We start from the raw sequence: 24,313 nt of genomic DNA on the forward strand, positions 1-24,313 counted from the left end.
GAAGGGCAGGGCGGTGGCAGCGGGCCTTAGGGTAGGTCTTCGCGCCAGTGTTTGACGCGCACCTGGGTCTTTACCGCATCGATGATCTCGGTGATCAGGTTGATCAGCGCCTCGTTCTGGGTCTCGTCTGCCTCGACCTGGTCCGGACTCGGCAGGAAGACGTTGACGATGTCCTCAATGAACGCGTGGTTGGAGGACGATGCCAGGTCTTCGAGTATCTGGTGAATCACGTTGGCCACGATGTCGCCCACCGCCTCTTCCAGGGTTTCCTGGATGGTCGGGCCGACCACGGGCAAATACTTGAGCCGGGACAATTCCAGGTTCTGCTTCAGCGCGGTATCGACCCGGTCCTCCAGGTAGCTGCGCAAGGCGCCGCGATTGGGCACGTAGCCTTCCCGGGCGGCCTCGGCCACCCGACCGGAGATCCAGTCGGCGAGCATGGCGCGCCGCGGGTACAGGATGTCCTGCTGGATCTTGTCGAACAGCGGCGAGCCGCGCTGGACCTCCTGCTGCATGCCGGTGAGCACCTTCAGCACAATGCGGTCGGACAGCTCCTCCATGAAGGCTTCGTAGTAGAAGTTGAAAAACCGGTAGGTCCGGGTGCTGGTAACGTCGATGATCTTGTACTGGTGCAGCCGGTAGATGATGGATATCACCCGCAGTATCCGCAGGAACCGGAGGCTGCCCACGGGAATGCAGCCGACCAGATCGTACCAGTGGATGAACGGATAAAAGTACCAGCGGTCATAGATCTTGGCCTTGATGGCATAGGCCCAGCGCAGGAAGAACTCGGTCAGGAAGATCGAGACAAAGATCAGGTCGTAGAAAATGAAGCGGTCGTGAATCGGGTGGTACAGGCTCTGCAGTGCCGGTGCGTATTGCTTGAGCAGGTCCTGGACGGCAACAAAACCATAGATGGAATCCCAGATGATGAACGCCAGGTTGATAATCAGCAGGGCCAGCATGAGGAAATCGATGATGAACCAGATGAGCTGGTGGCTGGACTTCAGATTTTCTCGGTTAATTTGGAGCATTCACGACTTCCGGTTGCCTGCAAGTACATATAAGCTTTTGACAGATTAGCGTATTTTGTTCGCAACGACGACTGCACCCGGATTAACTTGACCGCCTGGGGCTTAGCTTTCACGCTTGAAGTAACAGATTTTCTCTATGACCAACTTTGACACTGCCGGATGGGACTGAAAAACCGCGTTGTGACATCAGGCCGGGTCCGGCTGCTTGCGTGCCTGCTTGTGCTGGCCCCTTGGGCCTGGGCTCAGCAGGTGGAAGTGACGGTTGAGGGGGACTATCCCCAGCTCAAGGACAACGCCGAGGCCTTTATCGGCGAGGTGGAGGGGCGCAGTGCCAACAGTCTCCGACGCTACGCCGCCACCGCAGTGGGTCAGGCCAGTAAGGCCGTGCGGGCCCTGGGTTACTACGACCCCCAGATTGACTGGCGCGTGGAAGAGGAAGAGGGCGATGAGGGCGCCCGCCTGATTCTGACAATCCGGCCGGGAGAGCCGGTGCGGGTGACCTCGCGCACCGTCGAGATTCGAGGCGCAGCCAGCTCCGATGCCAAGTTTACCCGGGAGCTGCCGGACAAGCCGGCCGAAGGCGACGTTCTCAATCACGGCGAATACGCGACACTGCGGGACACCATCCAGACCCGTGCTCGGCAGCGGGGCTATTTTGATGGTCAATTCCTGGAGAAAAGCCTGCGGGTCAATCCCGAAACCCGAACCGCCGAGGTCACGCTGATTTACGAAAGTGGTGAGCGCTACCGCCTGGGTGCGGTCAGCTTCGAAGAGGGCCACTGGTTCGAGATTGGCTTGCTCGAGGATTTTGTCACCTTTGACCCCGGGATCCCGTACCACACCGATGAAATCGCCAAACTGAACCGGGACCTGTCCAGCAGTGGCTATTTTTCCGGGGTGGACATCGACGCCCGGCCGGCCAATGCCGTCGACCGGGTGATCCCGGTCAGCGTCGGGCTGACGCGGCGCCCGCCGCGGTCCCTCGGCGTGGGTGTCGGTTTCTCCACCGATGTGGGGCCGCGCTTCCGCGGTAACTGGCGGGAGCACTGGATCAACCCGATGGGGCACAAGCGGGGGGCCGAAACCGAACTCTCGGTGCCGCGCCAGAGCGTCAGCGGCTGGTACGAACTGCCCCTGGACCCGCCCATGACCGACCTGATCCGGCTGACCGCCGGTTACCAGCGTGAGGACATCGAGAACGTCGAATCCGAGCTTCTGACCTTCGGCCAGCAGTGGCAGCACCAGTTGGATAACGACTGGCTGCAGGTGCTGTCGTTCCGGTGGGAGGGCGAACGCTACAACATCGGCAACGACGAGACCGGCACCAGTAGCCTGTTTCTGCCCGGTCTCGGTTACTCCAAACGGTACGCCGACCAGGCCCTGGATCCGTCCCAGGGCTACCGGCTGCAATTCGATATCACCGGCGCCCACCGGGCGGTACTGTCAACGGTGGACGTCCTACATGCCAGCGCCCTGGCCAAGGGGCTTTATACTATCTTCGATAACCACCGCTTCCTCGGCCGGGTCCAGGTCGGCGGTGTCGCTACCAACAGGTTCGAGGACGTTCCGCCTTCCCTGCGCTTTTTCGCAGGCGGCGACCAGAGCGTCCGGGGCTACGGCTACGAGACCCTGTCTCCGGAAAACGAAAACGGCGTGCCGGTCGGTGGCCGTTTCCTGATGGTCGGTAGTGTCGAGTACCAGTACCAGTTCGCGCAGCAGTGGCGAGGGGCGCTGTTTGTCGACCACGGCAACGCCATCAATGACCCGCTCGATCCGCTGGCGACCGGCGCCGGCATTGGTGTGCGCTGGATCAGCCCGGTCGGGCCACTGCGCCTGGACGTCGCCAAGGGGTTGGACCCGGAATTCGGCGGCGGCTGGCGTGTACATTTTTCCATGGGACCTGAGCTGTGACCGATCACCAACCCTCGCAAGAGACACCCGAAGCGCCCGAGTCCGGCCGTCGCTCCCTGTGGTTCTGGGTACTCGTCGGCCTTGGGGTGCTGGTGTTGCTGCCAGTGCTGCTACTGGTGCTGATCCTGCTGGCCCTGAAATCCGAGACCGGTACCGCCTGGGTCATCGACCAGGTCCCGGGCCTGCAGGTCACCGACGGTCGAGGCTCCTTGCTGGATCAATGGCGGGCGGCCGATCTGGTCTGGCAGGGCTATGGTGCGGATGTCCGGGTGCAGGCCCCGGTGATCGCCTGGTCTCCATCCTGCCTGTTCAGCAAACAGGTGTGCCTGGATACCCTGAAAGCCGACACCATCGACGTGTCCGTGGAGCCATCGGCCGACCCGGGCGCGTCCGAAACTCCCTTGGCGCTGCCCGATGTGGACATCCCGATGGGCCTGCGCATCGGTGAGGTGGATCTGGGCCAGTTCACCTTCAACCAGAACCGCATCTGGGACCGTCTGGAATTGTCGGCCGGTGGCTCGGGCGCGGAGTGGCGGATCGATCGGGCCCAGTACCGGTTGGACGACTATGTCCTGGGCCTGTCCGGGCGGATTGAGACCCGCCGGGACTGGCCACTGGCGCTGGAGCTGACCGCGAGCCTGCCGCCACCCGCCGGTGACCGCTGGTCGCTGAATCTCGATCTGTCTGGCAGTGTCCGGGATCTGCGCCTGAGCGGGCGCAGTCAGGGCTACCTCGAGGCCCGACTGCAGGGGCAGGTGTCGCCCCTGGACGAGCGCCTGCCGGCGCGTTTGCGGGTCGACTCCAAAGAATTTCTCGCGCTGGCGGACTTGCCCGCCACCCTGACCCTCCAAGACTGGTTCCTGGAAGCCAGGGGCAGTCTGGCGCAGGGCTTCCGCACCCGAGCGCGGGCGACTCTGCCGGGCACCGAAGGTGCTATCAACCTGTCCCTCGACGGCAACGTGGGCACCGAGGCGGCCCGGGATCTGGAGCTACAGCTGCGCACCCAGAACGGGGATAAGCAGGGCCAGTTGCGGGTGACCGGCGCCGTCCGCTGGCTGGATGGCCTGCAAGCCAACGCCGATCTGCAACTCGACCGCTTTCCCTGGTATTCCTTGCTGCCGGACCTGGAGCCACCGCCGGTGCGCCTGAACCGGCTGGACGGCTCGGTCACCTGGGATGACGGCCAGTATCACGCCAAGCTCAAGGCCGACGTGGAAGGGCCCCAGGGCCAGGCGTCACTGTCATCAACCGTGGATGGCGATCTCACCGAGACCCGGTTGTCCGACCTGATGGTGACCACCGGCGCCGGCGCCCTGTCTGGTGACGGTAAGGTCAACTTCGCGGGCCCGCTGACCTGGCAGGCGGCGTTGCGCCTGGAGGATTTCAATCCCGGTTATTGGGTACCCGCACTGGAAGCCAGTCTCAGCGGGGATATCTCGACCGAGGGCCAGTTGCGGGAAGGCCGCCACCCTGCGGTCAAGGCCCAGTGGCAGTTGGCGGGTCAATGGCAGCAGCAGCCCGCCGAGGCCAGTGGCGCCCTGGACTCGTCGAGCGGTAGTTGGCAGTTGTCCGATCTGGCCGTCTCGGTGGGGGATAATCGCATCGAGGGTTCTGGAGCCTGGGGCGAGGAACTGGCCGGCAAGCTCCGGCTGGACCTGCCGGCACCGGAGCAACTGCTGGCCGGATTGGCCGGTCAGGTTCAAGCCGAGGTATCGGTGGCCGGCACCCTGGATAATCCCACCGGTGACCTGAGCCTGCGGGCCCGGGATCTGGCCTGGCAGGATACCCTGGAACTGGGGGGGCTGGAGCTCGACGCGGCGCTGAAGCCGGGCTGGCGATTGTCGAGCCGCATCGACGCCTCCGCCATCGAGTCGGCGGGCCAGCAACTGGAGTCCCTGAGGCTCACCGGCTCCGGAACCCGGGAGCAGCACCGTGTCGAAATCCTGGCGGAGCACGCCGAGGCCGCCATGGCCCTGGTCTTTGCCGGCGGCTTCCAGGGTGCCGCCTGGGACGCTTGGCAGGGCGCACTGGCCCAAGGCCGGATTGAGGTGCCGCAGCAGAATCAGCGCTGGGATCTGCAGGCGCCCGCGTCGCTGGCCTATCAGCACGGCCCGGGCAAACTCACCTTCGGCGCCCATTGCTGGCAGTGGCAGCAAAGCAGCGTCTGCGCCGACGATCAGGTGCTGCTGCCGACCCCAAGCATCGCCTACCGCATCCGCAACGTGCCGACCTCGGCCCTGGATCCGGTGATGCCGGAACGCCTGCGCTGGCTCGGCAGCCTCAATGGCGACATCGATGTGACCATGGCCGACGGTGGCCCGCGGGGGCAGATCCGGGTCGACGCGGGCAGCGGTCAGTTCGAGGTGCAGGTCGAGGGCGACGAGTGGGAGACGCTGGCCTACGAGCGCTTCACCGTGGCCCTGGGCCTCAAGCCTGAGCAGGCGGATCTGGAGCTGCGGCTGGCTGGCCCCAGCCTTGGTGAACTGGCGGTCGACGTCGGCGTGGATCCGAGATCGTCCGAGCGCCGGATTCAGGGTCAGTTCAGCCTGGAACGGCTCGACATTGCCCTGGCCGGGATCTTTGCCGGCCTGGACGAGGTCGCCGGCCAGATCCAGGGGCGCGGTACCCTGTCCGGTCCGCTGTTGAAACCGGCGGTGGAGGGCGAGCTGTCGCTCACCGGCGGCCGCATCGTGGATCCACGCCTGCCCATCCCCGTGGAGGAAGTGGTCGCGACCCTGACGCTGAACGGCTATGCCGCCGACCTCAGCGGGCGGATCCAGAGCAGCGAGCGCGGCCAGACCCGCCTGGACGGCCGCGTGAGCTGGGAGGGCGCGCCGGAGGGCGAGATTGCGATCAAGGGCGAACGCGTGCCCTTCAGTCTGGAGCCATACGCCCAGCTGGAGTTGGCGCCGGACCTGGTCGTCGCCTTTGGTCAGGGCGATCTGAAGGTTACCGGCCAGTTGGCGGTGCCGCGCGGCAGCATCGAGATCAAGGGGCTGCCGCCCCAGGCCATTTCCGTGACTGAGGACGAGGTCATCGTGGGGGTGGAGCCGGAACAGCCGGTCATCCGCAGCATCAATATGGACGTCACGGTGGTGGTCGGTGAGGACGAGGTGAGTTTCGTCGCCTTCGGCGTGACCGGAAACCTCGAGGGCACCCTGCGCATTGGCAACGATATGGACACCCGCGGCACCCTGCAGCTGGTCGATGGCCAGTACGAGAAATTTGGTCAGGAACTGGAGCTGCGAACCGCCCGTATCCTGTTCGTCGGTAATCTGACCCAGCCCTATCTGGATATCGAGGCCATTCGCCGGGTGGACACGGTGGTTGCCGGTATCCGATTGAGCGGGCCGGTACAGGCGCCGGAGACCGAAATTTTCTCCAGCCCCGACATGCCCCAGACCGATGCGCTGTCGTACCTGGTGCTCGGTCGACCGCCGCAAAGCCAGGGCGATCAGGGCCAGATGAGTGGGGCGGCCATATCCCTCGGCCTGACCCAGGCCAACAAGGTGACCGGCAAACTGGGCGAGGAGATCGGCATCCAGCAGTTGATGCTGGAAACCGAAGGCAGCGGCGAGCAGACCTCGGTGGTCGCCAGCGGCTATCTGACCGATGAGCTGAGCGTGCGCTACGGGGTGGGGGTGTTCGAGCCTATCACGACGGTGGCGTTGCGCTACGACCTGACCCGCAACATCTACGTCGAGGCGGCCAGTGGCCTGGCCGCCTCGCTGGACATCTTCTACACCCGGGACTTCTAGGGTCAGTCCAGCTCGAAGGTGGCGTTGACGGTGGCGTGTACTTCCCGGACACCGACGCTGGAAACGGTGTCGGACCGGCCCTTGGCCTCTGCCATCATGACCGGCACGGGCCGAAAGCCGCCGTTGACGTTGATCGAGACCACATCGCCACAGGAGGACTGCAATTCCCGGGCAACAAACTCACAGCGGGCGCGCGCGTCGGCAATGGCCTTGGCCAGCGCCTGCTGCTCCAGTCCCGCCTCGTCTGAGTGGAAGAATTGGCCCGCGCCCAGGTGGTAGTTCATGCCGATCGTCTGCGCCTGCTCCAGCAAGGGGTTGAGCAGGGACAGATCACTGATTTCAAAACTGACCGTCTGTGATGCCACCGCCCGCTGGCGTGGCTCCTCGCCCCGTTCACTGCCCGGCAGGGTACGGGAGTAAAGGTTGACCATGGCGTCGGTGTAATCCTGCAACTGGGGCTGGTACTCGGCGATGCCCTCGCGCCACTGGTCCATCATCTCTGCCACCTGTTCGGTGGCCCGCTGGGGCAGTTCGTGCTCGGCGCTGGCGGTGAACTGCAGGCGCGCGCTGTCCGGCTGGTAGCGCACGCTGCCTTCGCCGCTCAGGGATACTTCGCCGGCGACGGCCAGGGCCGGGCCCAGGGTCATGGCCAGCAGCAGGCCAGACAGTGAAAGCGAACGGTTCATGGCGACTCCTCCTCTGAATGCGAATGGCGATCTGGCTCCGCGGGTTCCGGTTCCAGTCGGCTAAGCTTGAAGTCCAGGGCGGCCTGGACGAACTCCTTGAAGATCCGGCGGTGTCCGCCGTGGTAAAGCAGGTATTCCGGGTGCCATTGCACTCCCATCAACCACTGCTCGTGGGTGTTCTCGATCGCCTGCACGAACAGATCGTTATCCACCGCCACCACCCGCAGGTTATTGCCCAGGCGCTTGATGGCCTGGCTGTGGATGCGGTTGGCGCCAATGACGGCCGATTGCATCAGTCGGCCCAGCCGGCTGGTTTTCACCAGTCGCACCGTCTGCATGGGCAGGAGCAGGGGCCGGTGCCGGGTATTGACCCGAAGCGGGGTCACGTTCTGGCACAGGGAGCCACCGTGGAACACGTTGATGAACTGAGCGCCCCGACAGATGCCGAGCACCGGAATGCCGATGCGCTCGGCCTCCTGCAGGAGCCGGCGATCGGTGGCATCGCGTTTGCGGTCGTAACGGGCCGTCACCTGTGGCTGCTGGTCGTAGCATTCCGGGTGCACATGGGTACCTCCGGACAGCACCAGCCCGTCCAGCAGGGCGACATCGGTGCGGGAACCGGGACGAATGTAGTGGGTGCGGGCGCCGTGCATCCGTAGCCCCAGGCTGATCAGCCGATGGGCGGTGCTGCGACGGGCGGGCCCGCTGATGCCGATGGTTAGTCCGGGCAGCTCGTCGCCGGTTTCCGTTGCCTCAGACATACCCTTTGCTTTGCAGCCAGTCCGTGGTGGTTTCCAGCCAACTGTGGGTGAGGTTGTGCAGGTTCAGCTTGCTCCGTTCCCGGTACAGGCTGCGCAACTCGGCCAGCTGGTCGGCATCGGCCGCAATCCGCTCCAGGATCACCCAGTCGTTCCAGACACTGGCCAGGTCCCAGTCGTCGTTGTCGATGTCGCAGTCGGGCAGCCGGTAGTGCAGGGTCGGCCGGCTCTTGATCCGCGGGTCGTCGACGTGCTCGGCCAGCAGGTCCGCGTCCAGATGGGCGAACAGCGGCAGCAGGTCCAGGGCGCGATTGCGGGTCGGGTTGTACTTCAGGTAATCCCGCATCAACTGGGCCTGGTCCGGAGCGTAGTCGTCGTCCATCAGCAGGTCGACGTACCTGCTGCTCCAGGGTTCGATGTAGGTGGTGAATTTCCGGCTGATGTCGAGCTGGTGCCGGGATTTCAGCCAGTCGTACAGCGCAGCAAACGCCTGGAAATAGCGAACCAGGGTGGCTGGTTCCAGGTCCGGCAATTCCGGGTTCAGCTGCAGGCCGAAGGCGTAGTAGATCGCCTCGCGGCTGCCCAGTGCGCCGGCGTCGCGCAGCTTTTCCATCATCGCCTGGATTCGCGGCACGGCCGAGAAGGGCACCGGCGGACTGACAATTTCCAGAGGAACGATGCGCTCCGCGGCGGCATCAATGACTTCCATGGCCTGTCCACCCAATTCCCGGATCGATTCAGGCAGCCGATCGTCGGTCAGATCCAGATCCTTGATGGGGTCGGAATCCAGCTCGATGGTGAAGTCCCCGAGGTCGGTTGCCAGCCGGGACACGTAACGGGAGGTCAGCTCCGGTTCTGCCTCAAGGAAACGCGCCACCAGTTGCACCAGTTCGTCGTAACCGAGTCCCGATAACTCGATCTCGATGCCAACTCGGCGTTCCTTGCCCTCCGCAGTGTGGAGGTTGTCGGGCATGTTGCACTCGCTGGAATGACTCATAGAACTCCCTAACCGGTCGTTTCAGGTGGAATCACCATATCACAATCCTTGCAGGACATATGGTTACGCCGGTGACACAAAAATCCGGGGGCGAGGGTTTACACTGGATAAAACACTGTATATAGTCAGTTCACTGTATAAAAAAACAGGCCGGAGACTTCGCTTCGTATGCGACGGAGTGGGGCCTACCACGGAACCCAGATGGAGTAGCTCAATGAAGCTGACAGCAAGGCAAGCTCAGGTGCTGGACATCATCCGGCGGTATCTGGACGAAACCGGGTACCCGCCCACCCGCGCGGAGATCGCCGCTGAGCTCGGGTTTCGCTCGGCCAACGCCGCCGAAGAGCACTTGCGGGCCCTGGCGCGCAAGGGTGCCATTGAGATGGTGCCAGGCGCCAGCCGCGGAATCCGGCTGCCGGAAGCGGAAGAGGACCTGGGGCTTCCAGTCATCGGTCAGGTGGCGGCAGGCAGCCCGATCCTCGCCCAGGAACACATTGAGGATCACGTCACCCTGGCGCCTGAGTTCTTCTCGCCGTCCGCCGATTACCTGCTGCGGGTGCGTGGCATGAGTATGAAGGACATCGGCATTCTCGATGGCGATCTGCTGGCGGTGCACCGCACCCAAGATGTTCACAACGGTCAGGTGGTGGTTGCGCGAGTCGGTGAGGAAGAGGTGACGGTCAAGCGCTTCCGCAAGGAAGGCTCCAAGGTTTATCTGATTGCCGAGAACGACGAGTTCGCGCCGATCGAGGTGGATCTGACCGAGCAGCAACTCTTTATTGAAGGATTGGGGGTAGGGGTCATTCGGCGCTCGGATCTTCATTGATCGCGCGGGTGAGTCACGGACAGTCAGGGGGCAGGTGAATCATGGAACAAATGAGCTTCAATCAGAATCTGGCGTACCAGCAGAGTGCTTTGTCGCGGGCGGTGCCGGTGTCGGCCGGTGGTGAACGTCGATCCGTGATTCGTACCCGCCCGAAGCCGGCCCAGCGCGAACCGGCGGTCGCTGGCAACGTTACCGAGATCATTTTGCCGGAAGGGCAGGTGGAGAATTTTCAGTTGCTGCTGCCGATGCTGACCCAGCTCAATCAGGAAAAGCGCTGGCTGGCATGGATTGATCCGCCCCAGGCCCTGGTCAGTAAATGGCAGAAAATGCATGGCATTGTTGCCGGCGAATTGCTGGTGCTGCGTTCGACGCCGGATCACTCCGCCCAGGAGTTGGCCGAGCGCGCCTTGAGTGCCGGCACCTGTCACGCGGTGGTGATGTGGACCCGTAAGCTGGGTCGGCCCGCTTTCGACGCGTTGCAGCGGGCATCAGCGGCGGGCAACAGTCACGGTGTGATTCTGCGCCAGCGCTGAGCTGTTGGGGCGCCGCCGTCTGCCCACCCGGGCGCGGCGCCTTGCATCAGTGCAGGGTGTAGGAGGGGTGAGCGTCGGTCGCCTCGGGTTCCTCGTCTTCCAGTTCAATATCGTGAGCTACGTTACCCACGGCTTCGATACCGGCCGCGATCATCGCCTTGGCGACATTCATGTCGCGGTCTTCCATCATCTCCCGCGCTTCGTCGGAAAAGGAAATCTTCACAAGCGGCGCACTGTCGTCGTCGATGCGGCGCAGCGCGTAATCTCCGTTACTCAGTTGTACGATTTCAAAAAAAGATGGTGACATTCGTTAAACCTTTTCTGTGATTCGACCCGGGCTACCTGCGGCTTGCGCGGTTACCACTCGCTGTGCCGCTCTTCCAGGTCGTCGGCAAATTTCTTCATGGCGTCCAGCGTGGCTCGTAGGCCCGCGCTGGAGCGATCTGGCCCGGCGGCGGCTGACACCGCGATGATGTTGTCGGCGCTGACCGTCTTTTTGGTCGCTGGCGGGCGGCTCTGTACCGCCTCGAGTTGTTCCAGGTGGTTCCACCAGCTGCTGCCTTGCCTGGCCAGCTCCTGCAACAGCCCCAGCTCGCTGGCCTCGGTGCCGACCAGGTCCGCCAGCGCCTCCAGGTTGTCCGGCTCGCCGCTGCGATGCTGGTACAGGCGGGCGACCATCACGAGCAACAGGCGCCGGGCCCGCAGCAACAGCTCGGTGGCCCCCTGCAGTGCCGCCTCCTGCCTCAGGGCGCTGTGGGGGGCGTCAGCGGGCGTGCCAGAGTCGTCCAGCAGCGTCCGGGCCAGGAACAGTTTCTGTGAAACCAGTGAATGCCATTGTGAGGCCATAAGATACCTGTAAACAGCCGGTGGTCCGACCCACCGCAAAGTCAATCCGCCATCCTACCATTTCGACGGCGCAATTTCCTCCCCTCGCTCTGTCACCGTCTGTGTCACAAGAAAATACACATCATCACTTGAAACGGTCGTTTGAATTTGGCAAAAAGGCCGCCGGTTGCGCCAGGGCCAGCCAGACACACTGCATGATATTCGGGAGGAGAAAGGGAATGCGGAACCAGGTTATCGCAGGCGTTGCAGCAATCCTGTTCGGGGCTTCAGGGACGGCCGTATCGAAGGTCTCGCCAAAGCAGGCGGATCGGCTCGATGGGGAATTAACCCCGGTAGGCGCAGAGCGGGCCGGTAATCCGTCCGGTACCATTCCCGACTGGACCGGTGGGCTGAAGACACCACCCGAGGGTTGGCGCAAAGGCCAGGTGGAAATCAATCCCTTCCCGGAGGATGAGCCCCTGTTCGTGATTACCGGGGACAACTACACGCTGTATCGGGATCGGCTGTCTGACGGCCACCTAAGGATGTTGGAGCAGTACGGCGCGGATTTCTTCATGCCGGTGTATCAGACCCGCCGCACCGCGGCCTTCCCGGACCATGTTTACGACAAATCCCGTGACAACGCGGTGCAGTCCGAATTGCTGGATAACGGCAACGGCGTTCGCAACACGATCATGACCAGCCCGTTTCCGATTCCAAAGAACGGTCTGGAAGTCATCTGGAATCACATCCTGCGCTACCGCGGCAACGAGGTGGCGTTCCGCAGTGCCTCCGCCACGCCCCAGACCGATGGCGCCTTCAATCCGGTGGTCAATGACTACGAGTATTTCTTCGCCTACAGCAAGAAGGGGGCGGAACTGGAGGAGATCGACAACAAGATCTTCTACCTGAAAACCGACACCATCGCTCCGTCGTCGCTGGCCGGTACCATCACCCTGGTGCATGAAACCCTGGATCAGATTCGGTCGCCCCGGCTGGCCTGGCGCTACGACGCCGGCTCCCGTCGCCTGCGTCGATCGCCCAATCTGGCCTACGAAACCGATCTGCCGAACTCCTCCTCCCTGCGTTCGGTCGACCAGAAGGACATGTATAACGGCGCGCCCAACCAGTACGATTGGACTCTGAAGGGCAAGCGCGAGCTGTATGTGCCGTACAACGCCTACGCGTTGCACGCTGGCGACGTCACCGCCGACGACGTGATCCGCCCCCGTCACATCAATCAGGCCCTGGCACGCTACGAGCTGCACCGGGTCTGGGTGGTCGAGGCCAAGCGCCGCACGGGCATCGGCCACATCTACGATCGTCGGGTGTTCTACGTTGACGAGGACAGCTGGCAGATCCTGGCGTCCGAGGAGTACGACGAGGATGGCCAGCTTTGGCGGGTGTCCGAAGCCCACAACATCAGCTATTACAGTGTGCCGGTGTTCTGGACTACCATGGAAATGACGTACGATCTCAAGGCCGAACGCTATTATATCGATGGCCTGGATGACGGTTTCCCGGCGTATGATTTCAGCCCGGGGTTCCGTGGGTCCGACTTCACCGCGTCCGCGGCGCGGCGGGCCGCCCGTCGGTAATTGATGGGGCCGGTGGCCACAATTAATCACAGGAATCTGACAGGAGACCGGGCATGGCGGACAACCAGGCGCATCTGACTCACCTGGATCAACTGATGGCCCGCTTCGGGCGCGCACTGGCCGATCAGGACTGGGACGCACTGGCGAGTCGCAATGGCGAGGTCAGGCCGGCGGTCGAGCCGCTGATGCGCGCCATGGAGTCGGGTGAGCTGGACGCGAGCGAGGTGCGGACCCGCCTCGAGGAGCTGCAGCAACTGGTGGATGCGGCCAGTCAGGGCGCCAATCGGGCGCGCCAGGAAGCCCAGTCGGCGCTCAAGGGCGTGAACCAGAATCGTAATGCTGCCAAGGCCTATCAGAACATTTCCTCAAATCGTCCCAAATAGCGTCATAAAATTGACTCGAGCTTCCCGACAGTCTTAAATACCGCTCAAATCCACCGAGAGATTTTTGTGAATGTCCAATAACAATAAGGTGCTGGTGCTGAGTGACGACGAGTCAAGACGCCGGGACATGGTCACGATTCTTGAGTTTATCGGCGAAGAGCAGATCCTCCAGGCAGACGAAGCCGCGGCATTCCTCGCATCCGCGGATGATGGCGCCGCCGCCGAGCTGTCCGTGGCGGTGGTCAATGGCGAGGATGCCGGCGTCACTGACACGGTGGCCAGAATCTGCGCCCTGGCCCAGGGCGTGCCCATCCTGATGGTCGGCGATCCTGACCTGAAAGGCCTGGCCGGCGACGATGCCGCTCGGGTCATCGCCCGCATGGAGTGGCCGCTGAACTACACCAAGTTTGTGGATTCGCTGTATCGGGCGCAGATTTTCCGGGATCAGTTCGGTCGCTCCCAGCAGCGTGGCCAGCAGCGCAGTCTGCAGCTGTTCCGCAGCCTGGTGGGCACGTCCCGCAAGGTGCACCAGGTTCGCCAGCTCATGGAGCAGGTGGCCGACAAGGACGTCAGCGTACTCATTACCGGTGAGTCCGGTACCGGTAAGGAAGTGGTCGCCCGCAACCTGCACTACCATTCCGCCCGTCGCGACAAGCCGTTTGTACCGGTGAACTGCGGCGCCATCCCGGCGGAGCTGCTGGAAAGCGAGCTGTTCGGCCACGAGAAGGGCGCCTTCACCGGCGCCATCACCGCCCGTGTCGGCCGTTTCGAGATGGCCGAGGGTGGCACCCTGTTCCTGGATGAAATCGGCGACATGCCGCTCAACATGCAGGTCAAGATCCTGCGCGTCCTGCAGGAGCGCACCTTCGAGCGGGTCGGCAGCAATCGCACCCAGTCCGCCGATGTCCGCATCATCGCGGCGACCCACAAGAACCTGGAAGACATGATCGAAACCGGTGAATTCCGGGAAGATCTGTACTACCGCCTGAACGTGTTCCCGATTGAAATGCCGTCGCTGCGGGAGCGGGTGGAGGACATCCCGCTGCTGATCAACGAGCTGATCTCCCGAATGGAAAAGGAAAAACGCGGCTCCCTGCGGATGAATTCCGCGGCGATCATGAGTCTGTGCCGGCACAACTGGCCAGGCAACGTGCGCGAGCTCGCCAACCTGGTGGAGCGCCTGGCGATCATGCACCCTTACGGTGTGATCGGCGTGCAGGAGCTGCCCAAGAAATTCCGCTACGTCGACGACTACGACGAAAACCGGCCGGTGGAAGACTCCGGTATGCCGTCCGGCGTGCCCGGTCTGGTCGGCCTGGATGCGCCGGCCCTGCTGCCGGTCAATGGCATCGACCTGAAGGACTACCTGTCCAACCTGGAAAAGCAGTTGATCCAGCAGGCACTGGACGAGGCCGGTGGGGTGGTGGCCCGGGCCGCCGAGAAGCTGCGCATCCGCCGGACCACGCTGGTGGAAAAGGTGCGCAAGTACGGACTGCGCGAGGAGGAATCGGAAGACTCCTGACCGGTCCCAGGCCTCGGCCTATTCCCTCCAGACGCGGCGTCAAAGGTTTGTAACCTGCGGCGCCGCGGCTCGTTCAGCCCGACGTAAAACCGTCGTTCGCCCCGATCTTAAATTTCCTTCCTATTGATATAAAAGCAAAAATTCAAGTTGGCACGGTGCTGGCTTAACAGACCCCAAACGAATAATCCGAATGGTACGGCCCGTCGATGGGTCGGTCAGGGGGCGAAGTTATGAGTCAGGCACAGTTTGTGGTCCGGTCCGAGGCTGAACAGGCCCAGGCCAACGCGGCGGCGGACGTCAACGACAAGGTTACGGCGCTGTTTCCACAGCAGGAAGACGAAGCGGTGGACTCGGCGCTGGAGTTGTTCAACCGCATGTCCCGTCAGATCACTGACTCCTACCGCACCCTGGAGTCCCGGGTGAACCAGTTGTCCGGGGAGCTGAGCCAGGAATCCATGCAGCGTCAGCAGGAGCTGGAGGAAAAGGAGCAGCTGGCGGATCGACTGTCGACCCTGCTCACGGCTCTGCCCGCCGGTGTGGTGGTGCTGGACAGCCAGGGTGTGGTCACCCAGACCAACCCGGCGGCGATTGCGCTGCTGGGCGAGCCGCTCGATGGCGAACGCTGGATCGATGTCATCCAACGCTGTTTCGCGCCTCGCCGGGACGACGGCCACGAAGTGTCCCTGAAAGACGGACGCCGGGTCAGCATCGAGATTCGGACCATGGAAAACCAGCCCGGCCAGCTGATCCTGCTCACCGACCTGACCGAAACCCGGCAACTGCAGTCTCAGCTCGCTCACGCTCAACGCCTGTCCGCCATGGGCAAGATGGTGGCGTCGCTGGCGCACCAGATCCGCACGCCGCTGTCGGCCGCCATTCTCTACGGCGGGCATCTCAGTCAGGACGAGCTGGACGAAGAAATGCGTCAGCGTTGCGCCTCTCGACTAATGTCCCGTCTGACCCATCTGGAGCAGCAGGTCCGCGACATGCTGATCTTCGCCCGCGGCGAAACCCGCCTGGCGGAAGAGCTGTCGGCGGGGACCCTGGTCTCGGCCCTGCGCTCGGCGGTCGAGGGCATCACCCTGAATCCGGGGGCCGAGGTCACGGTGGTGGACGAGGTTCCGGCCGAGTGCCGGCTGATGTGCAACCGGGACGCCCTGGTCGGCGCCTGCACCAACCTGGTCAACAATGGCCTGGAGGCCGGTGCCTCGCGGGTGGCGGTGCAGATTGTGCCCGCCGGCCACGAGCTGGTGATCCGCGTGATCGACAACGGCCCGGGCTTCGACCGGTCCGAGACCGGCCGTCTGATGGAGGCCTTCTACACCACCAAGTCCCACGGCACCGGCCTCGGTCTGGCGGTGGTGCAGGCGGTGGTCAAGGCCCATCAGGGCCAGTTCACCATTGAATCGCCGGAGCAGGGCGGGGCGGTTGCCACCCTGCGTCTGCCGCAATTGAAGAATTCCCAGTAAACGGAGGCAATCATGGCCAAGGCCCAGATTCTGATTGTTGAGGACGACCACGACCTGCGCGAAGCCCTGGTCACCACCCTGGAGCTCGCCAAATTCCGGGTGCGGGAAGCCGCCAATGCCCGGGAAGCCCTGGCGCGCCTGGCGGAAGCGCCGGTGGACATGGTGGTCAGCGACGTCAACATGCCGGGCCAGTCCGGGCACGAGCTGCTGGCCGAGGTTCAGCGCCTGTACCCGGGGCTGCCGATGATGCTGATCACCGCCTACGGCCAGATCAGTCACGCGGTGTCGGCGATGCAGGCGGGCGCCATCGATTACCTGGTCAAGCCCTTCGAGCCCCAGGTGCTGGTGGAGGCCGTCAGCAAGGTGGTCGGTGGTGTCCGTCAAAAATCCACCGACGCGCCGGTGGCCGAAGATCCGGTCAGCAAGCGCATGTTCCAGCTGGCGACCAAGGTGGCCGGCAGTGACTCCACGGTGATGATCTCGGGCGAAAGCGGTACTGGCAAGGAGGTGCTGGCCCGGTTCATTCACCAGCAGTCCCCCCGCGCCGACCAGCCCTTTGTCGCCATCAACTGTGCCGCGATTCCGGAAAACATGCTGGAAGCCATCCTGTTCGGCCACGAAAAGGGCGCCTTCACCGGGGCGGTGGCCTCGTCCCCCGGCAAGTTCGAGCAGGCCAACGGCGGCACCATCCTGCTGGATGAAATCTCGGAAATGGACCTGGGCCTGCAGTCAAAACTGCTGCGGGTGCTGCAGGAGCGGGAAGTGGAGCGGGTCGGTGGCCGCAAGACCATTGCCCTGGATGTCCGTGTGGTCGCCACCACCAACCGCGACCTCGGCGACTATGTCCGCGAGGGCAAGTTCCGGGAAGATCTCTATTACCGGCTGACGGTGTTCCCCATGCACTGGCAGCCCCTGCGCGAGCGCCCGCTGGACATCATGCCGCTGGCCGCCTCGCTGCTGAAAAAGCATTGCCACAAGATGAAGCTGACCGGCATCACCTTTGCTGCCGATGCCCGGGACGCGCTGATGGGTCATCGCTGGCCCGGCAACGTCCGGGAACTGGATAACGCCGTGCAGCGGGCTCTGGTGCTGCAGCAGGGCAATGTCATTCACGCCGGTGACCTGTGCCTGGAACTGGGCATTACCGGCAGTTCGGCCGCCGCCGATCCGGTCAGCTCGCTGGGGGCAATGTCGGCAGAGCCCCAGGCGCCGGCCACCAGCGAGCCCGATTCGGTCGGCTATGACCGGCCGACCCCATCCGGCGCCGATGATCTGGCCGGGGCCGGGTCCCTCGGCAATGATCTCCGGCAGCAGGAGTTCCGTATCATCATTCAGACGCTCAAGCAGGAGCGTGGGCGTCGAAATCGTGCCGCCGAGCAGCTGGGCATCAGCCCGAGAACCCTGCGGTACAAACTGGCCCAGATGCGCGATGCGGGTATCGATCTCGATTCCGAATTGGCCATGGCCTGACCTCTGGTTAAGACTCCTTCACTGGGCACTCATTTGAGTGCCCTTTTTTTCGCCCTCCCGAAACCGGTGTGCTCCTGTCAAAACTCCGTCGCGGCGGTGACTTAGCTCTGAGTTTGTAGTAATAAGCTGCTGATAAATAAAGGTTAAGGTTAGTTGGCCTGGTCATTGCTAACACGTTGGTAACAGAGTTCCATGAGTAGGTCCGCCGTTGCCCGCGGTGGAATCGGGAGAGAGTTATGGTCCAACGTGCCGACATCAACAGCGTGCTGTCCGACATTCGCTCGCTGCGTGCCCAGATGATGCAGAACCAGCGGATTGACCAGGATCAGTCGGTGCGAGGCCGTGTGGATGGCCCGCGCCAGGTGCAGCAAACCCAGGAGACCCAGGAAGCGCCGAGCTTCAGTGATATGCTCGGCAAGGCGGTCAACAACGTGAACGAGCTCCAGCAGAGCACCAGCGAGCTGCGGACCGCCTACGAAATGGGCGACCCGAACGTCGACATCACCCAGGTCATGATCGCGTCCCAGAAGTCCTCTGTTTCCTTCGAAGCCCTGACCCAGGTTCGCAACCGGGTCGTCCGGGCTTACGAAGACATCATGAACATGCCGATCTGATAACGGAGCAGAGACATGGCCAGCGTTCCTGCAGAATCCTCATCCGCCAACATGCCGGCGTCCCGCTCCTCCGATGCGCCTGAGAGCGGCAACGACATGTTTCTCGGTTTCAATCGGCTGAACCTGTTGCGCCAGGTCGGGCTGATGGTCGGCCTGGCCGCCAGCGTGGCGCTGGGGGTGGCCGTGGTGCTTTGGGCCCAGGAGCCGAACTACCAGCCGGTGGTGGGTGATCTGTCCTCGTACAACCCCCAGGACGTCACCACCATCCTCGACAGCAACGGCATAGACTACAAGATGGACCCCCGCAGCGGCGCGCTCCTGGTGCCTTCCGACCAGGTCTACAACGCCCGGCTGAAACTCGCGGCCGAGGGCGTGACCGACCAGAAAACCATGGGCTACGAACTGCTCGACCAGGACCGGGGCCTGGGCACGTCCCAATTCATGGAAACCATCAGTTATCGACGGGGCCTGGAGGGCGAGCTGGCCCGCACCATCGGCGCCATGCGCGGCGTGCGCAGCGCCCGGGTGCACCTGGCGATTCCCGAGCGCTCGGTGTTTGTTCGGGACGCCCGCGAGCCATCGGCCTCGGTCTTCCTCGAAGTCTTCGCCGGCCGTCGCCCGGAGCAGGAACAGATCAACGCGGTGGTGAACCTGGTGGCCGGCAGCATCCCGATGATGAAAAAGGCCAACGTGACCGTGGTCGACCAGAACGGCAATTTGCTCACCGGGAAGGAAGGGCGCGGCGACACCGACCGCATGCAGGACCAGTACGAATACACCTCCAAGGTCGAGGAGCGACTGACCCGTAGGGTGGCCTCGCTGATTGCCCCGATCGTGGGCGAGGGCCGCTACCGGGCCGAGGTCTCGGCGGACCTGGATTTCTCCTCGGTGGAGCAGGCGGAAGAGCTGTTCAATCCCGAGCAGCAGGCGGTTCGCAGCGAGCGGGAAATGTCTGAACAGCGGGTACCGGGTGGCGGCCCCCTGGGCATCCCGGGCGCCCTGTCGAACCAGCCGCCGGCCGGTGCCGCGGTGCCCGAGCAGGCCAACGCCCAGGCCGGGGAAGACGACGAAGAGGGGCAGGCCGCCCAGCCGGTGGACGTGCGCCGGGAATCGACCCGCAATTACGAGATGGATCGCACCGTCAGCTACGTGCGCCAGGAACTTGGCCGGGTCAAGCGGGTGACCGTGGCGCTGGCGGTGGACGACATGAAAGTGGTGGACCCGCAGACCGGTGAGGTCAGCTACCAGCCGTGGCCGGAGCAGGAACTGCAGCGTCTGAGCATGCTGGTGCGCGATGCGGTGGGCTATTCGGCGGCCCGGGGTGACAGCGTGACGGTGATGAACACCGCGTTTGCCCCCGAGGAAGCCATTGAATTCGAAGCGCCGGCGTTCTGGGAGCAGCCCTGGTTCTGGGATCTGATGAAGCAGGTGCTGGCCGGACTGGTGATTCTGGTGCTGGTGCTGGGCCTGCTGCGGCCGACGCTGAAAAGCCTGTCCGGCAGTGGCCAGCGCGAGCGCGAAGGCGGTGGCGATCACGGCTATCGCGATCTGGATGCCATCGAGGGCGGCGACGAGCTGCGACAGGCCATGACCGCCCAGGACGACCTGCTTTTGCCCGGCGCAACAGACGGCTATGATAGGCAGCTCAATGCATTGAAAGGCCTGATCGCCGAAGACCCCGCCCGGGTGGCCCAGGTCATGCGCCAGTGGGTGAATGTCGATGACTGATCAAGACAACCAGCAGAGCGGTGCTGCGCCCCAGAAGCCGCAGCGCAAGATTCCCCGGGTTGAACAGGCCGCGATCCTGCTGATGTCGCTGGGGGAGGCCGACGCGGCCCAGATCCTCAAGCACATGGGGCCCAAGGAAGTGCAGCGCGTGGGCGTGGCCATGGCCCAGATGAAAGACGTCAGCAAGGACGACGTCAACTTCGTGCTGAACCAGTTTGTGGACGCCGTCGGCGGCCAGACCGGTCTCGGGGTCGGCAATGACGATTACATCCGTGCCATGCTGACCCAGGCCCTGGGTGACGACAAGGCCGCGAGCCTGATCGACCGGATCCTGATCGGCGGCAACACCACCGGCCTGGATACCCTGAAATGGATGGAACCCCGGGCCGTGGGTGACATCATCCGTTACGAGCACCCGCAGATCCAGGCCATCGTCATCTCCTATCTGGACCCGGACCAGGCCGCGGAAATCCTTGCGACCCTGGACGACAAGGTCCGTCTAGACGTCATGATGCGGGTGGCCTCCCTGGAAAGCATCCAGCCCCAGGCCCTGCAGGAGCTGAACGACATCCTGGAGAAGCAGTTCTCCGGCGGCTCCGCGGCACAGACCAGCCGGATTGGCGGCATCAAGCGCGCGGCCGACATCATGAACTTCATGGACCGGAGCATCGAGGGCAACCTGATGGACTCGATCAAGGACATGGATCCGGATCTGGCGTCCACCATCGAAGACCTGATGTTCGTGTTCGACAACCTCAAGGACATCGACGACCGAGGCATCCAGGCGCTGCTGCGGGAAGTGTCGTCGGAAGTGCTGGTGGTGGCGCTCAAGGGTGCCGACGATGCGGTCAAGGACAAGGTCTTCAGCAACATGTCCAAGCGTGCTGCCGAGTTGCTGCAGGATGACCTGGAGGCCAAGGGGCCGGTCAAGGTCAGCGAAGTTGAAGCCGCCCAGAAGGACATCATTACCGTGGCCCGGCGCATGGCCGAAGCCGGTGAGATTTCCCTCGGCGGTGCCGGCGAAGAAATGATGTGATGAAAGACGCCCCGAAGGATCTCAACCGCATACCCAAGGAGCAGCTGACCGCCTACGAGCGGTGGGAGCTGCCCCTGCTGGACGCCAGCGGCAACGAGGTGGCCCGGGAGGAAGAGCGGGACGTCAAACCGCTGACGGCGGGAGATCTCAGCGAGATCCGCAAGGCCGCCCGGGAAGACGGTTACCGCGAGGGCCGGGACGAAGGCTACCAGGCCGGCCTGGAAGAAGGCCGGGCCCAGGGCCGCGAGGAAGGCTTGCAGGCCGGTCTGGCCGAGGGCCGGGAACAGGGCCAGCAGCAGGGGCATGAGGAAACCCGCCAGGACATGGACGCCAAACTCGAGCGCCTGGAACAGCTGATGGGAGCGCTGGTACAGCCGATCCGCCGCCATGAGGACGAGGTCGAGAGCGCCTTGCTGAACCTCACCACCGCGCTGGCCCGGGCCGTGCTCTATCGCGAACTGACCATCGACTCGTCCCAGATCCAGCGGGTGGTCCGCGCCGCGCTGGCCGCCTTGCCCTCGACCGCCGACAACCTCCGTATCCACGTACACCCCAACGACTGCGACTCCGTGCGCGAGGTGGCGGCACGCCTGGAGGCCCAGGCCTCGGTCATCGAGGACGACAAGGTATTGCCGGGTGGGTGCAAGGTCGAAAGCCGGCACAGCCTGGTGGATTTCACCGTTGAGAAACGGTTCCAGCGCACCGTGCAGAACATGCTGGAGCAGCAGGCCGGCGAGGTGGACGCCAACGAGGCCGACGAGCTGGACGCGGTGATGGGGGATCTGACCGATTTCCAGCGCGATGTGCTGGACACCCCCGAACCCGGCGACCAGAAAGGCGAAGAGAAAGGCAAGGAGGACGGCGAGAACGATGACCGCGCCCCTGGCTGACCGTCTCAATCGGTTCCGGGATGCCCTGGACACCGAGCCGGAACCGGAGCTGTCCGGGCGCCTGACCCGGATGGTGGGCCTCACCCTTGAATGCGTCGGCTGCCCGATGGTGGTCGGCGACCGCTGTGTCATCCAGAGCCAGGGCGCCGGTACCGTCGAGGCCGAGGTGGTCGGTTTCGAGGACGACCGGGTCTACCTGATGCCGCTGACCGCCATCGAAGGCCTGAAACCGGGCGCCCGGGTGGTGCCGGTGTCGGCCGCCAGTCGGGTGCCGGTCGGGCCCCAGATGCTGGGCCGGGTGCTGGATGGCAGCGGCGAACCCCTGGATGGCAAAGGCCCGCTGCAGGCCGAATCCCGGGTCGCCCTGACCGGGGACATCATCAACCCGCTGCATCGGGCGCCGGTGCGCCAGTCCATGGACGTGGGCATCCGCGCCATCAATTCCCTGCTGACCGTGGGGCAGGGCCAACGGCTCGGCCTGTTCGCCGGCAGTGGTGTGGGTAAGAGTATGTTGCTGGGCATGATGACCCGGTTCACCGACGCCGACATCACCATCGTCGGACTGATCGGCGAGCGGGGCCGCGAGGTCAAGGAGTTCATCGAGGACATCCTTGGCGACGAAGGCCTGGCCCGGTCCGTGGTGGTGGCCTCGCCCGCGGACGATTCCCCCCTGATGCGCCTGCGCGCCGCCATGCTCACCACCCGCATTGCCGAATACTACCGGGACCAGGGCAAGCGGGTGCTGCTGCTGATGGATTCCCTGACCCGGTACGCCCAGGCCCAGCGGGAAATCGCCCTGGCCGTGGGCGAGCCGCCGGCCACCAAGGGCTACCCGCCCTCGGTGTTTGCCAAGCTGCCGCAGCTGGTGGAACGCACCGGCAACGGCCGGCCCGGCGGCGGCTCCATTACCGCCTTCTACACGGTACTGACCGAGGGTGACGATCAGCAGGATCCCATCGCCGATGCCGCCCGGGCCATCCTTGACGGCCACATCGTCCTGTCCCGGCGCTTGGCCGAGGAAGGTCATTACCCCGCCATTGATGTCGAGGCCTCAATCAGCCGGGTCATGCCCCAGGTGACCAAGACCGAACACTTTGCCCGGGCCCAGCGTTTCAAGCAGGTCTACTCCCGTTACCAGCAGGCCCGGGATCTGATCAGCGTCGGTGCCTACGTCAAGGGCTCCGACCCGGAAACCGATTTTGCCATCACCCACATTGCCAACATGCGTCAGTTCCTGCAGCAGGGCCTGAACGAGAGTGCGCCGCTGCAAGAGAGCATCGAGCAGCTGCTGGCGGTGGTGCCCGAGCGCCGGTCGCCGGAACGGGTCAAGTCCGCCGCGCTGAATGCCCAGTCGGGTGCCGGCGGAGGTAACGGTTGATGCTTCGGTCGCAACGACTGGCGGTGGTGCTGTCCCTGGAGGAGCGCAAGGAGCAGGAAGCCCTGGAACGCATGGGCGAGGCCCGTACGGCGGTGGAGCAGCAGCGGGCGCAGGTCGACAACCTCAACCGCTACCAGCAGGAGTACCGCGACCAGATCCGCGGCAGCCATCAGGGCGTGGTGCCGGTCAGCCGGTTACAGGCCTGGCAGGCGTTCATTGCCCAACTGGACCAGGTCATCCTGCAGCAGCAGAAGCAGCTGGAACAGGCCGAGAAGGTGTTCGAGGCGCGCCGCAGCGAATGGCAGCAGGCCTGGGAACGCAAGCGCGGCATGGAGAAGTACATCGAGACCTGTCGCCAGCAGGAGCAGCGCGTGCGCGACCTGAAAGAGCAGAAACTCGCCGACGAAGCAGCCGGCCGGGCCTTTGCCCGGCGCCAGCGCTGACCCTTCCCCGACAGGCCTGCGTTAACAGATGCATTTTATGGCCGGTGGGCTATCCTTACCCGAAGAAGAACCGCGTACAATAGGGCGGTTTATGCGGCACAGAACAGAAGCTTCGGAGGTTGTGGAATGCCGATTCAGACCCGTCGTGGCGAGGACAGCCAGACCCTGATCATCAGTATCGAGGGTCGTTTTGACTTCAGCTCTCACCAGGCTTTCCGGGATGCGTATGAGCACGGCGACGACAAGGTTCGCTACTACATCGTCGACCTGTCCGAAACCACCTACCTCGACAGCTCCGCCCTGGGCATGTTGCTCCTGCTCCGGGACTACGCCGGCGGTGACGGCGCCCGCATCTCGATAGAGAACTGCAACAACGACGTCCGCCGTATCCTGTCGATTTCCAATTTCGAGCAGCTTTTCGCCATCCGCTGATTCACGCGCACTGCCCGAGGCT

Annotated in this window: 22 protein-coding genes; 16 read left to right on the forward strand and 6 right to left on the reverse strand. The window is 63.9% G+C overall.

All coding sequences use genetic code 11. The features are described 5' to 3' along the window. Positions 1–26: 26 nt before the first annotated feature. Positions 27–1,034, reverse strand: coding sequence for a hypothetical protein (locus tag U5822_RS12550; protein ID WP_322855958.1), 1,008 nt, complete (start codon positions 1,032–1,034; stop codon positions 27–29). A gap of 159 nt (positions 1,035–1,193) precedes the next feature. Here U5822_RS12550 and U5822_RS12555 point away from each other — a divergent pair, with 159 nt between their 5' ends. Both U5822_RS12555 and U5822_RS12560 read left to right on the forward strand, forming a co-directional pair. Then, a complete protein-coding gene (locus U5822_RS12555) occupies positions 1,194–2,945 on the forward strand; it encodes an autotransporter assembly complex protein TamA (RefSeq protein ID WP_425259153.1) in 1,752 nt (583 codons plus the stop codon). Further along, positions 2,942–6,703 (forward strand): translocation/assembly module TamB domain-containing protein, encoded by a 3,762-nt coding sequence (locus U5822_RS12560; RefSeq protein WP_322855960.1) that lies wholly within the window; start codon positions 2,942–2,944, stop codon positions 6,701–6,703. Before U5822_RS12555 ends, U5822_RS12560 begins: the two co-directional genes overlap by 4 nt. A gap of 2 nt (positions 6,704–6,705) precedes the next feature. On the opposite strand, the gene U5822_RS12565 is transcribed toward U5822_RS12560, so the two are convergent. The 3 genes from U5822_RS12565 to U5822_RS12575 are packed head-to-tail and all read right to left on the reverse strand — an operon-like array spanning position 6,706 to position 9,144. Further along, positions 6,706–7,389 carry an SIMPL domain-containing protein gene (locus tag U5822_RS12565; RefSeq protein WP_322855961.1) on the reverse strand — a complete coding sequence of 228 codons (684 nt, stop codon included), beginning with the start codon at positions 7,387–7,389 and terminating at the stop codon, positions 6,706–6,708. Further along, positions 7,386–8,150 carry a gamma-glutamyl-gamma-aminobutyrate hydrolase family protein gene (locus U5822_RS12570; RefSeq protein ID WP_322855962.1) on the reverse strand — a complete coding sequence of 255 codons (765 nt, stop codon included), beginning with the start codon at positions 8,148–8,150 and terminating at the stop codon, positions 7,386–7,388. The genes U5822_RS12565 and U5822_RS12570 overlap by 4 nt, the downstream gene beginning before the upstream one ends. Next, positions 8,143–9,144, reverse strand: coding sequence for an amidoligase family protein (locus U5822_RS12575; RefSeq protein ID WP_322855963.1), 1,002 nt, complete (start codon positions 9,142–9,144; stop codon positions 8,143–8,145). The genes U5822_RS12570 and U5822_RS12575 overlap by 8 nt, the downstream gene beginning before the upstream one ends. Positions 9,145–9,358: 214 nt before the next feature. On the opposite strand from U5822_RS12575, the gene lexA reads away from it, so the two are divergent. Then, entirely contained in the window at positions 9,359–9,970 is a 612-nt protein-coding gene (gene lexA, locus U5822_RS12580) for a transcriptional repressor LexA (protein ID WP_322855964.1), read from the forward strand. Between the two features lie 41 nt (positions 9,971–10,011). Further along, on the forward strand, positions 10,012–10,503 hold the full coding sequence (locus tag U5822_RS12585) for a cell division inhibitor SulA (protein WP_322855965.1): 492 nt from the start codon (positions 10,012–10,014) through the stop codon (positions 10,501–10,503). A 46-nt stretch (positions 10,504–10,549) separates the two neighbouring features. Here U5822_RS12585 and U5822_RS12590 read toward each other — a convergent pair whose 3' ends face one another. Together U5822_RS12590 and U5822_RS12595 are read right to left on the reverse strand one after the other, a co-directional pair. Further along, on the reverse strand, positions 10,550–10,810 hold the full coding sequence (locus U5822_RS12590) for a hypothetical protein (protein ID WP_322855966.1): 261 nt from the start codon (positions 10,808–10,810) through the stop codon (positions 10,550–10,552). A 50-nt stretch (positions 10,811–10,860) separates the two neighbouring features. After that, positions 10,861–11,349 (reverse strand): DUF6586 family protein, encoded by a 489-nt coding sequence (locus tag U5822_RS12595; RefSeq protein WP_322855967.1) that lies wholly within the window; start codon positions 11,347–11,349, stop codon positions 10,861–10,863. Between the two features lie 218 nt (positions 11,350–11,567). On the opposite strand from U5822_RS12595, the gene U5822_RS12600 reads away from it, so the two are divergent. The 12 genes from U5822_RS12600 to U5822_RS12655 all read left to right on the forward strand — a co-directional run bounded on the left by U5822_RS12600 (position 11,568) and on the right by U5822_RS12655 (position 24,291). Beyond that, complete coding sequence (locus tag U5822_RS12600) at positions 11,568–12,926, forward strand: DUF1329 domain-containing protein (RefSeq protein WP_322855968.1); 1,359 nt, start codon at positions 11,568–11,570, stop codon at positions 12,924–12,926. A 53-nt stretch (positions 12,927–12,979) separates the two neighbouring features. Next, positions 12,980–13,309: a flagellar protein FliT gene (gene fliT / locus U5822_RS12605; RefSeq protein ID WP_322855969.1), complete on the forward strand. Its 330-nt coding sequence runs from the start codon at positions 12,980–12,982 to the stop codon at positions 13,307–13,309. A gap of 70 nt (positions 13,310–13,379) precedes the next feature. After that, a complete protein-coding gene (locus U5822_RS12610) occupies positions 13,380–14,831 on the forward strand; it encodes a sigma-54 dependent transcriptional regulator (RefSeq protein ID WP_322855970.1) in 1,452 nt (483 codons plus the stop codon). 230 nt (positions 14,832–15,061) lie between these two features. Then, entirely contained in the window at positions 15,062–16,300 is a 1,239-nt protein-coding gene (locus U5822_RS12615) for a sensor histidine kinase (protein WP_322855971.1), read from the forward strand. A 12-nt stretch (positions 16,301–16,312) separates the two neighbouring features. Continuing rightward, positions 16,313–17,770 carry a sigma-54-dependent transcriptional regulator gene (locus U5822_RS12620; RefSeq protein WP_322855972.1) on the forward strand — a complete coding sequence of 486 codons (1,458 nt, stop codon included), beginning with the start codon at positions 16,313–16,315 and terminating at the stop codon, positions 17,768–17,770. Between the two features lie 236 nt (positions 17,771–18,006). Continuing rightward, positions 18,007–18,384 carry a flagellar hook-basal body complex protein FliE gene (gene fliE, locus U5822_RS12625; RefSeq protein ID WP_322855973.1) on the forward strand — a complete coding sequence of 126 codons (378 nt, stop codon included), beginning with the start codon at positions 18,007–18,009 and terminating at the stop codon, positions 18,382–18,384. 15 nt (positions 18,385–18,399) lie between these two features. After that, entirely contained in the window at positions 18,400–20,112 is a 1,713-nt protein-coding gene (gene fliF, locus U5822_RS12630) for a flagellar basal-body MS-ring/collar protein FliF (RefSeq protein ID WP_322855974.1), read from the forward strand. Further along, complete coding sequence (fliG, locus tag U5822_RS12635; protein ID WP_322855975.1) at positions 20,105–21,148, forward strand: flagellar motor switch protein FliG; 1,044 nt, start codon at positions 20,105–20,107, stop codon at positions 21,146–21,148. Before fliF ends, fliG begins: the two co-directional genes overlap by 8 nt. After that, positions 21,148–22,038 (forward strand): flagellar assembly protein FliH, encoded by an 891-nt coding sequence (locus tag U5822_RS12640; RefSeq protein WP_322855976.1) that lies wholly within the window; start codon positions 21,148–21,150, stop codon positions 22,036–22,038. The genes fliG and U5822_RS12640 overlap by 1 nt, the downstream gene beginning before the upstream one ends. Then, positions 22,019–23,416: a flagellar protein export ATPase FliI gene (gene fliI / locus U5822_RS12645; protein WP_322855977.1), complete on the forward strand. Its 1,398-nt coding sequence runs from the start codon at positions 22,019–22,021 to the stop codon at positions 23,414–23,416. The genes U5822_RS12640 and fliI overlap by 20 nt, the downstream gene beginning before the upstream one ends. Beyond that, positions 23,416–23,859, forward strand: a complete 444-nt coding sequence (fliJ, locus tag U5822_RS12650) for a flagellar export protein FliJ (protein WP_322855978.1) — start codon at positions 23,416–23,418, stop codon at positions 23,857–23,859. Before fliI ends, fliJ begins: the two co-directional genes overlap by 1 nt. A 126-nt stretch (positions 23,860–23,985) precedes the next feature. Next, the gene (locus tag U5822_RS12655) at positions 23,986–24,291 is read left to right on the forward strand and encodes an STAS domain-containing protein (protein ID WP_322855979.1); all 306 of its coding nucleotides are present in this window, start codon (positions 23,986–23,988) and stop codon (positions 24,289–24,291) included. Positions 24,292–24,313 lie beyond the last annotated feature (22 nt).

Source organism: Marinobacter qingdaonensis (assembly GCF_034555935.1).
GTDB classification, from domain to species: Bacteria; Pseudomonadota; Gammaproteobacteria; order Pseudomonadales; family Oleiphilaceae; genus Marinobacter; species Marinobacter qingdaonensis.

Coding starts and splice junctions, on each gene's coding strand:
- U5822_RS12590 (WP_322855966.1), bottom strand. CDS start 10,810: ATGTCACCATCTTTTTTTGAAATCGTACAACTGAGTAACGGAGATTAC.
- U5822_RS12585 (WP_322855965.1), top strand. CDS start 10,012: ATGGAACAAATGAGCTTCAATCAGAATCTGGCGTACCAGCAGAGTGCT.
- U5822_RS12655 (WP_322855979.1), top strand. CDS start 23,986: ATGCCGATTCAGACCCGTCGTGGCGAGGACAGCCAGACCCTGATCATC.
- U5822_RS12640 (WP_322855976.1), top strand. CDS start 21,148: ATGAAAGACGCCCCGAAGGATCTCAACCGCATACCCAAGGAGCAGCTG.
- fliJ (WP_322855978.1), top strand. CDS start 23,416: ATGCTTCGGTCGCAACGACTGGCGGTGGTGCTGTCCCTGGAGGAGCGC.
- U5822_RS12565 (WP_322855961.1), bottom strand. CDS start 7,389: ATGAACCGTTCGCTTTCACTGTCTGGCCTGCTGCTGGCCATGACCCTG.
- lexA (WP_322855964.1), top strand. CDS start 9,359: ATGAAGCTGACAGCAAGGCAAGCTCAGGTGCTGGACATCATCCGGCGG.
- fliG (WP_322855975.1), top strand. CDS start 20,105: ATGACTGATCAAGACAACCAGCAGAGCGGTGCTGCGCCCCAGAAGCCG.
- U5822_RS12575 (WP_322855963.1), bottom strand. CDS start 9,144: ATGAGTCATTCCAGCGAGTGCAACATGCCCGACAACCTCCACACTGCG.
- fliI (WP_322855977.1), top strand. CDS start 22,019: ATGACCGCGCCCCTGGCTGACCGTCTCAATCGGTTCCGGGATGCCCTG.
- U5822_RS12570 (WP_322855962.1), bottom strand. CDS start 8,150: ATGTCTGAGGCAACGGAAACCGGCGACGAGCTGCCCGGACTAACCATC.
- U5822_RS12620 (WP_322855972.1), top strand. CDS start 16,313: ATGGCCAAGGCCCAGATTCTGATTGTTGAGGACGACCACGACCTGCGC.
- U5822_RS12555 (WP_425259153.1), top strand. CDS start 1,194: ATGGGACTGAAAAACCGCGTTGTGACATCAGGCCGGGTCCGGCTGCTT.
- fliE (WP_322855973.1), top strand. CDS start 18,007: ATGGTCCAACGTGCCGACATCAACAGCGTGCTGTCCGACATTCGCTCG.
- fliT (WP_322855969.1), top strand. CDS start 12,980: ATGGCGGACAACCAGGCGCATCTGACTCACCTGGATCAACTGATGGCC.
- U5822_RS12600 (WP_322855968.1), top strand. CDS start 11,568: ATGCGGAACCAGGTTATCGCAGGCGTTGCAGCAATCCTGTTCGGGGCT.
- U5822_RS12550 (WP_322855958.1), bottom strand. CDS start 1,034: ATGCTCCAAATTAACCGAGAAAATCTGAAGTCCAGCCACCAGCTCATC.
- fliF (WP_322855974.1), top strand. CDS start 18,400: ATGGCCAGCGTTCCTGCAGAATCCTCATCCGCCAACATGCCGGCGTCC.
- U5822_RS12595 (WP_322855967.1), bottom strand. CDS start 11,349: ATGGCCTCACAATGGCATTCACTGGTTTCACAGAAACTGTTCCTGGCC.
- U5822_RS12610 (WP_322855970.1), top strand. CDS start 13,380: ATGTCCAATAACAATAAGGTGCTGGTGCTGAGTGACGACGAGTCAAGA.
- U5822_RS12615 (WP_322855971.1), top strand. CDS start 15,062: ATGAGTCAGGCACAGTTTGTGGTCCGGTCCGAGGCTGAACAGGCCCAG.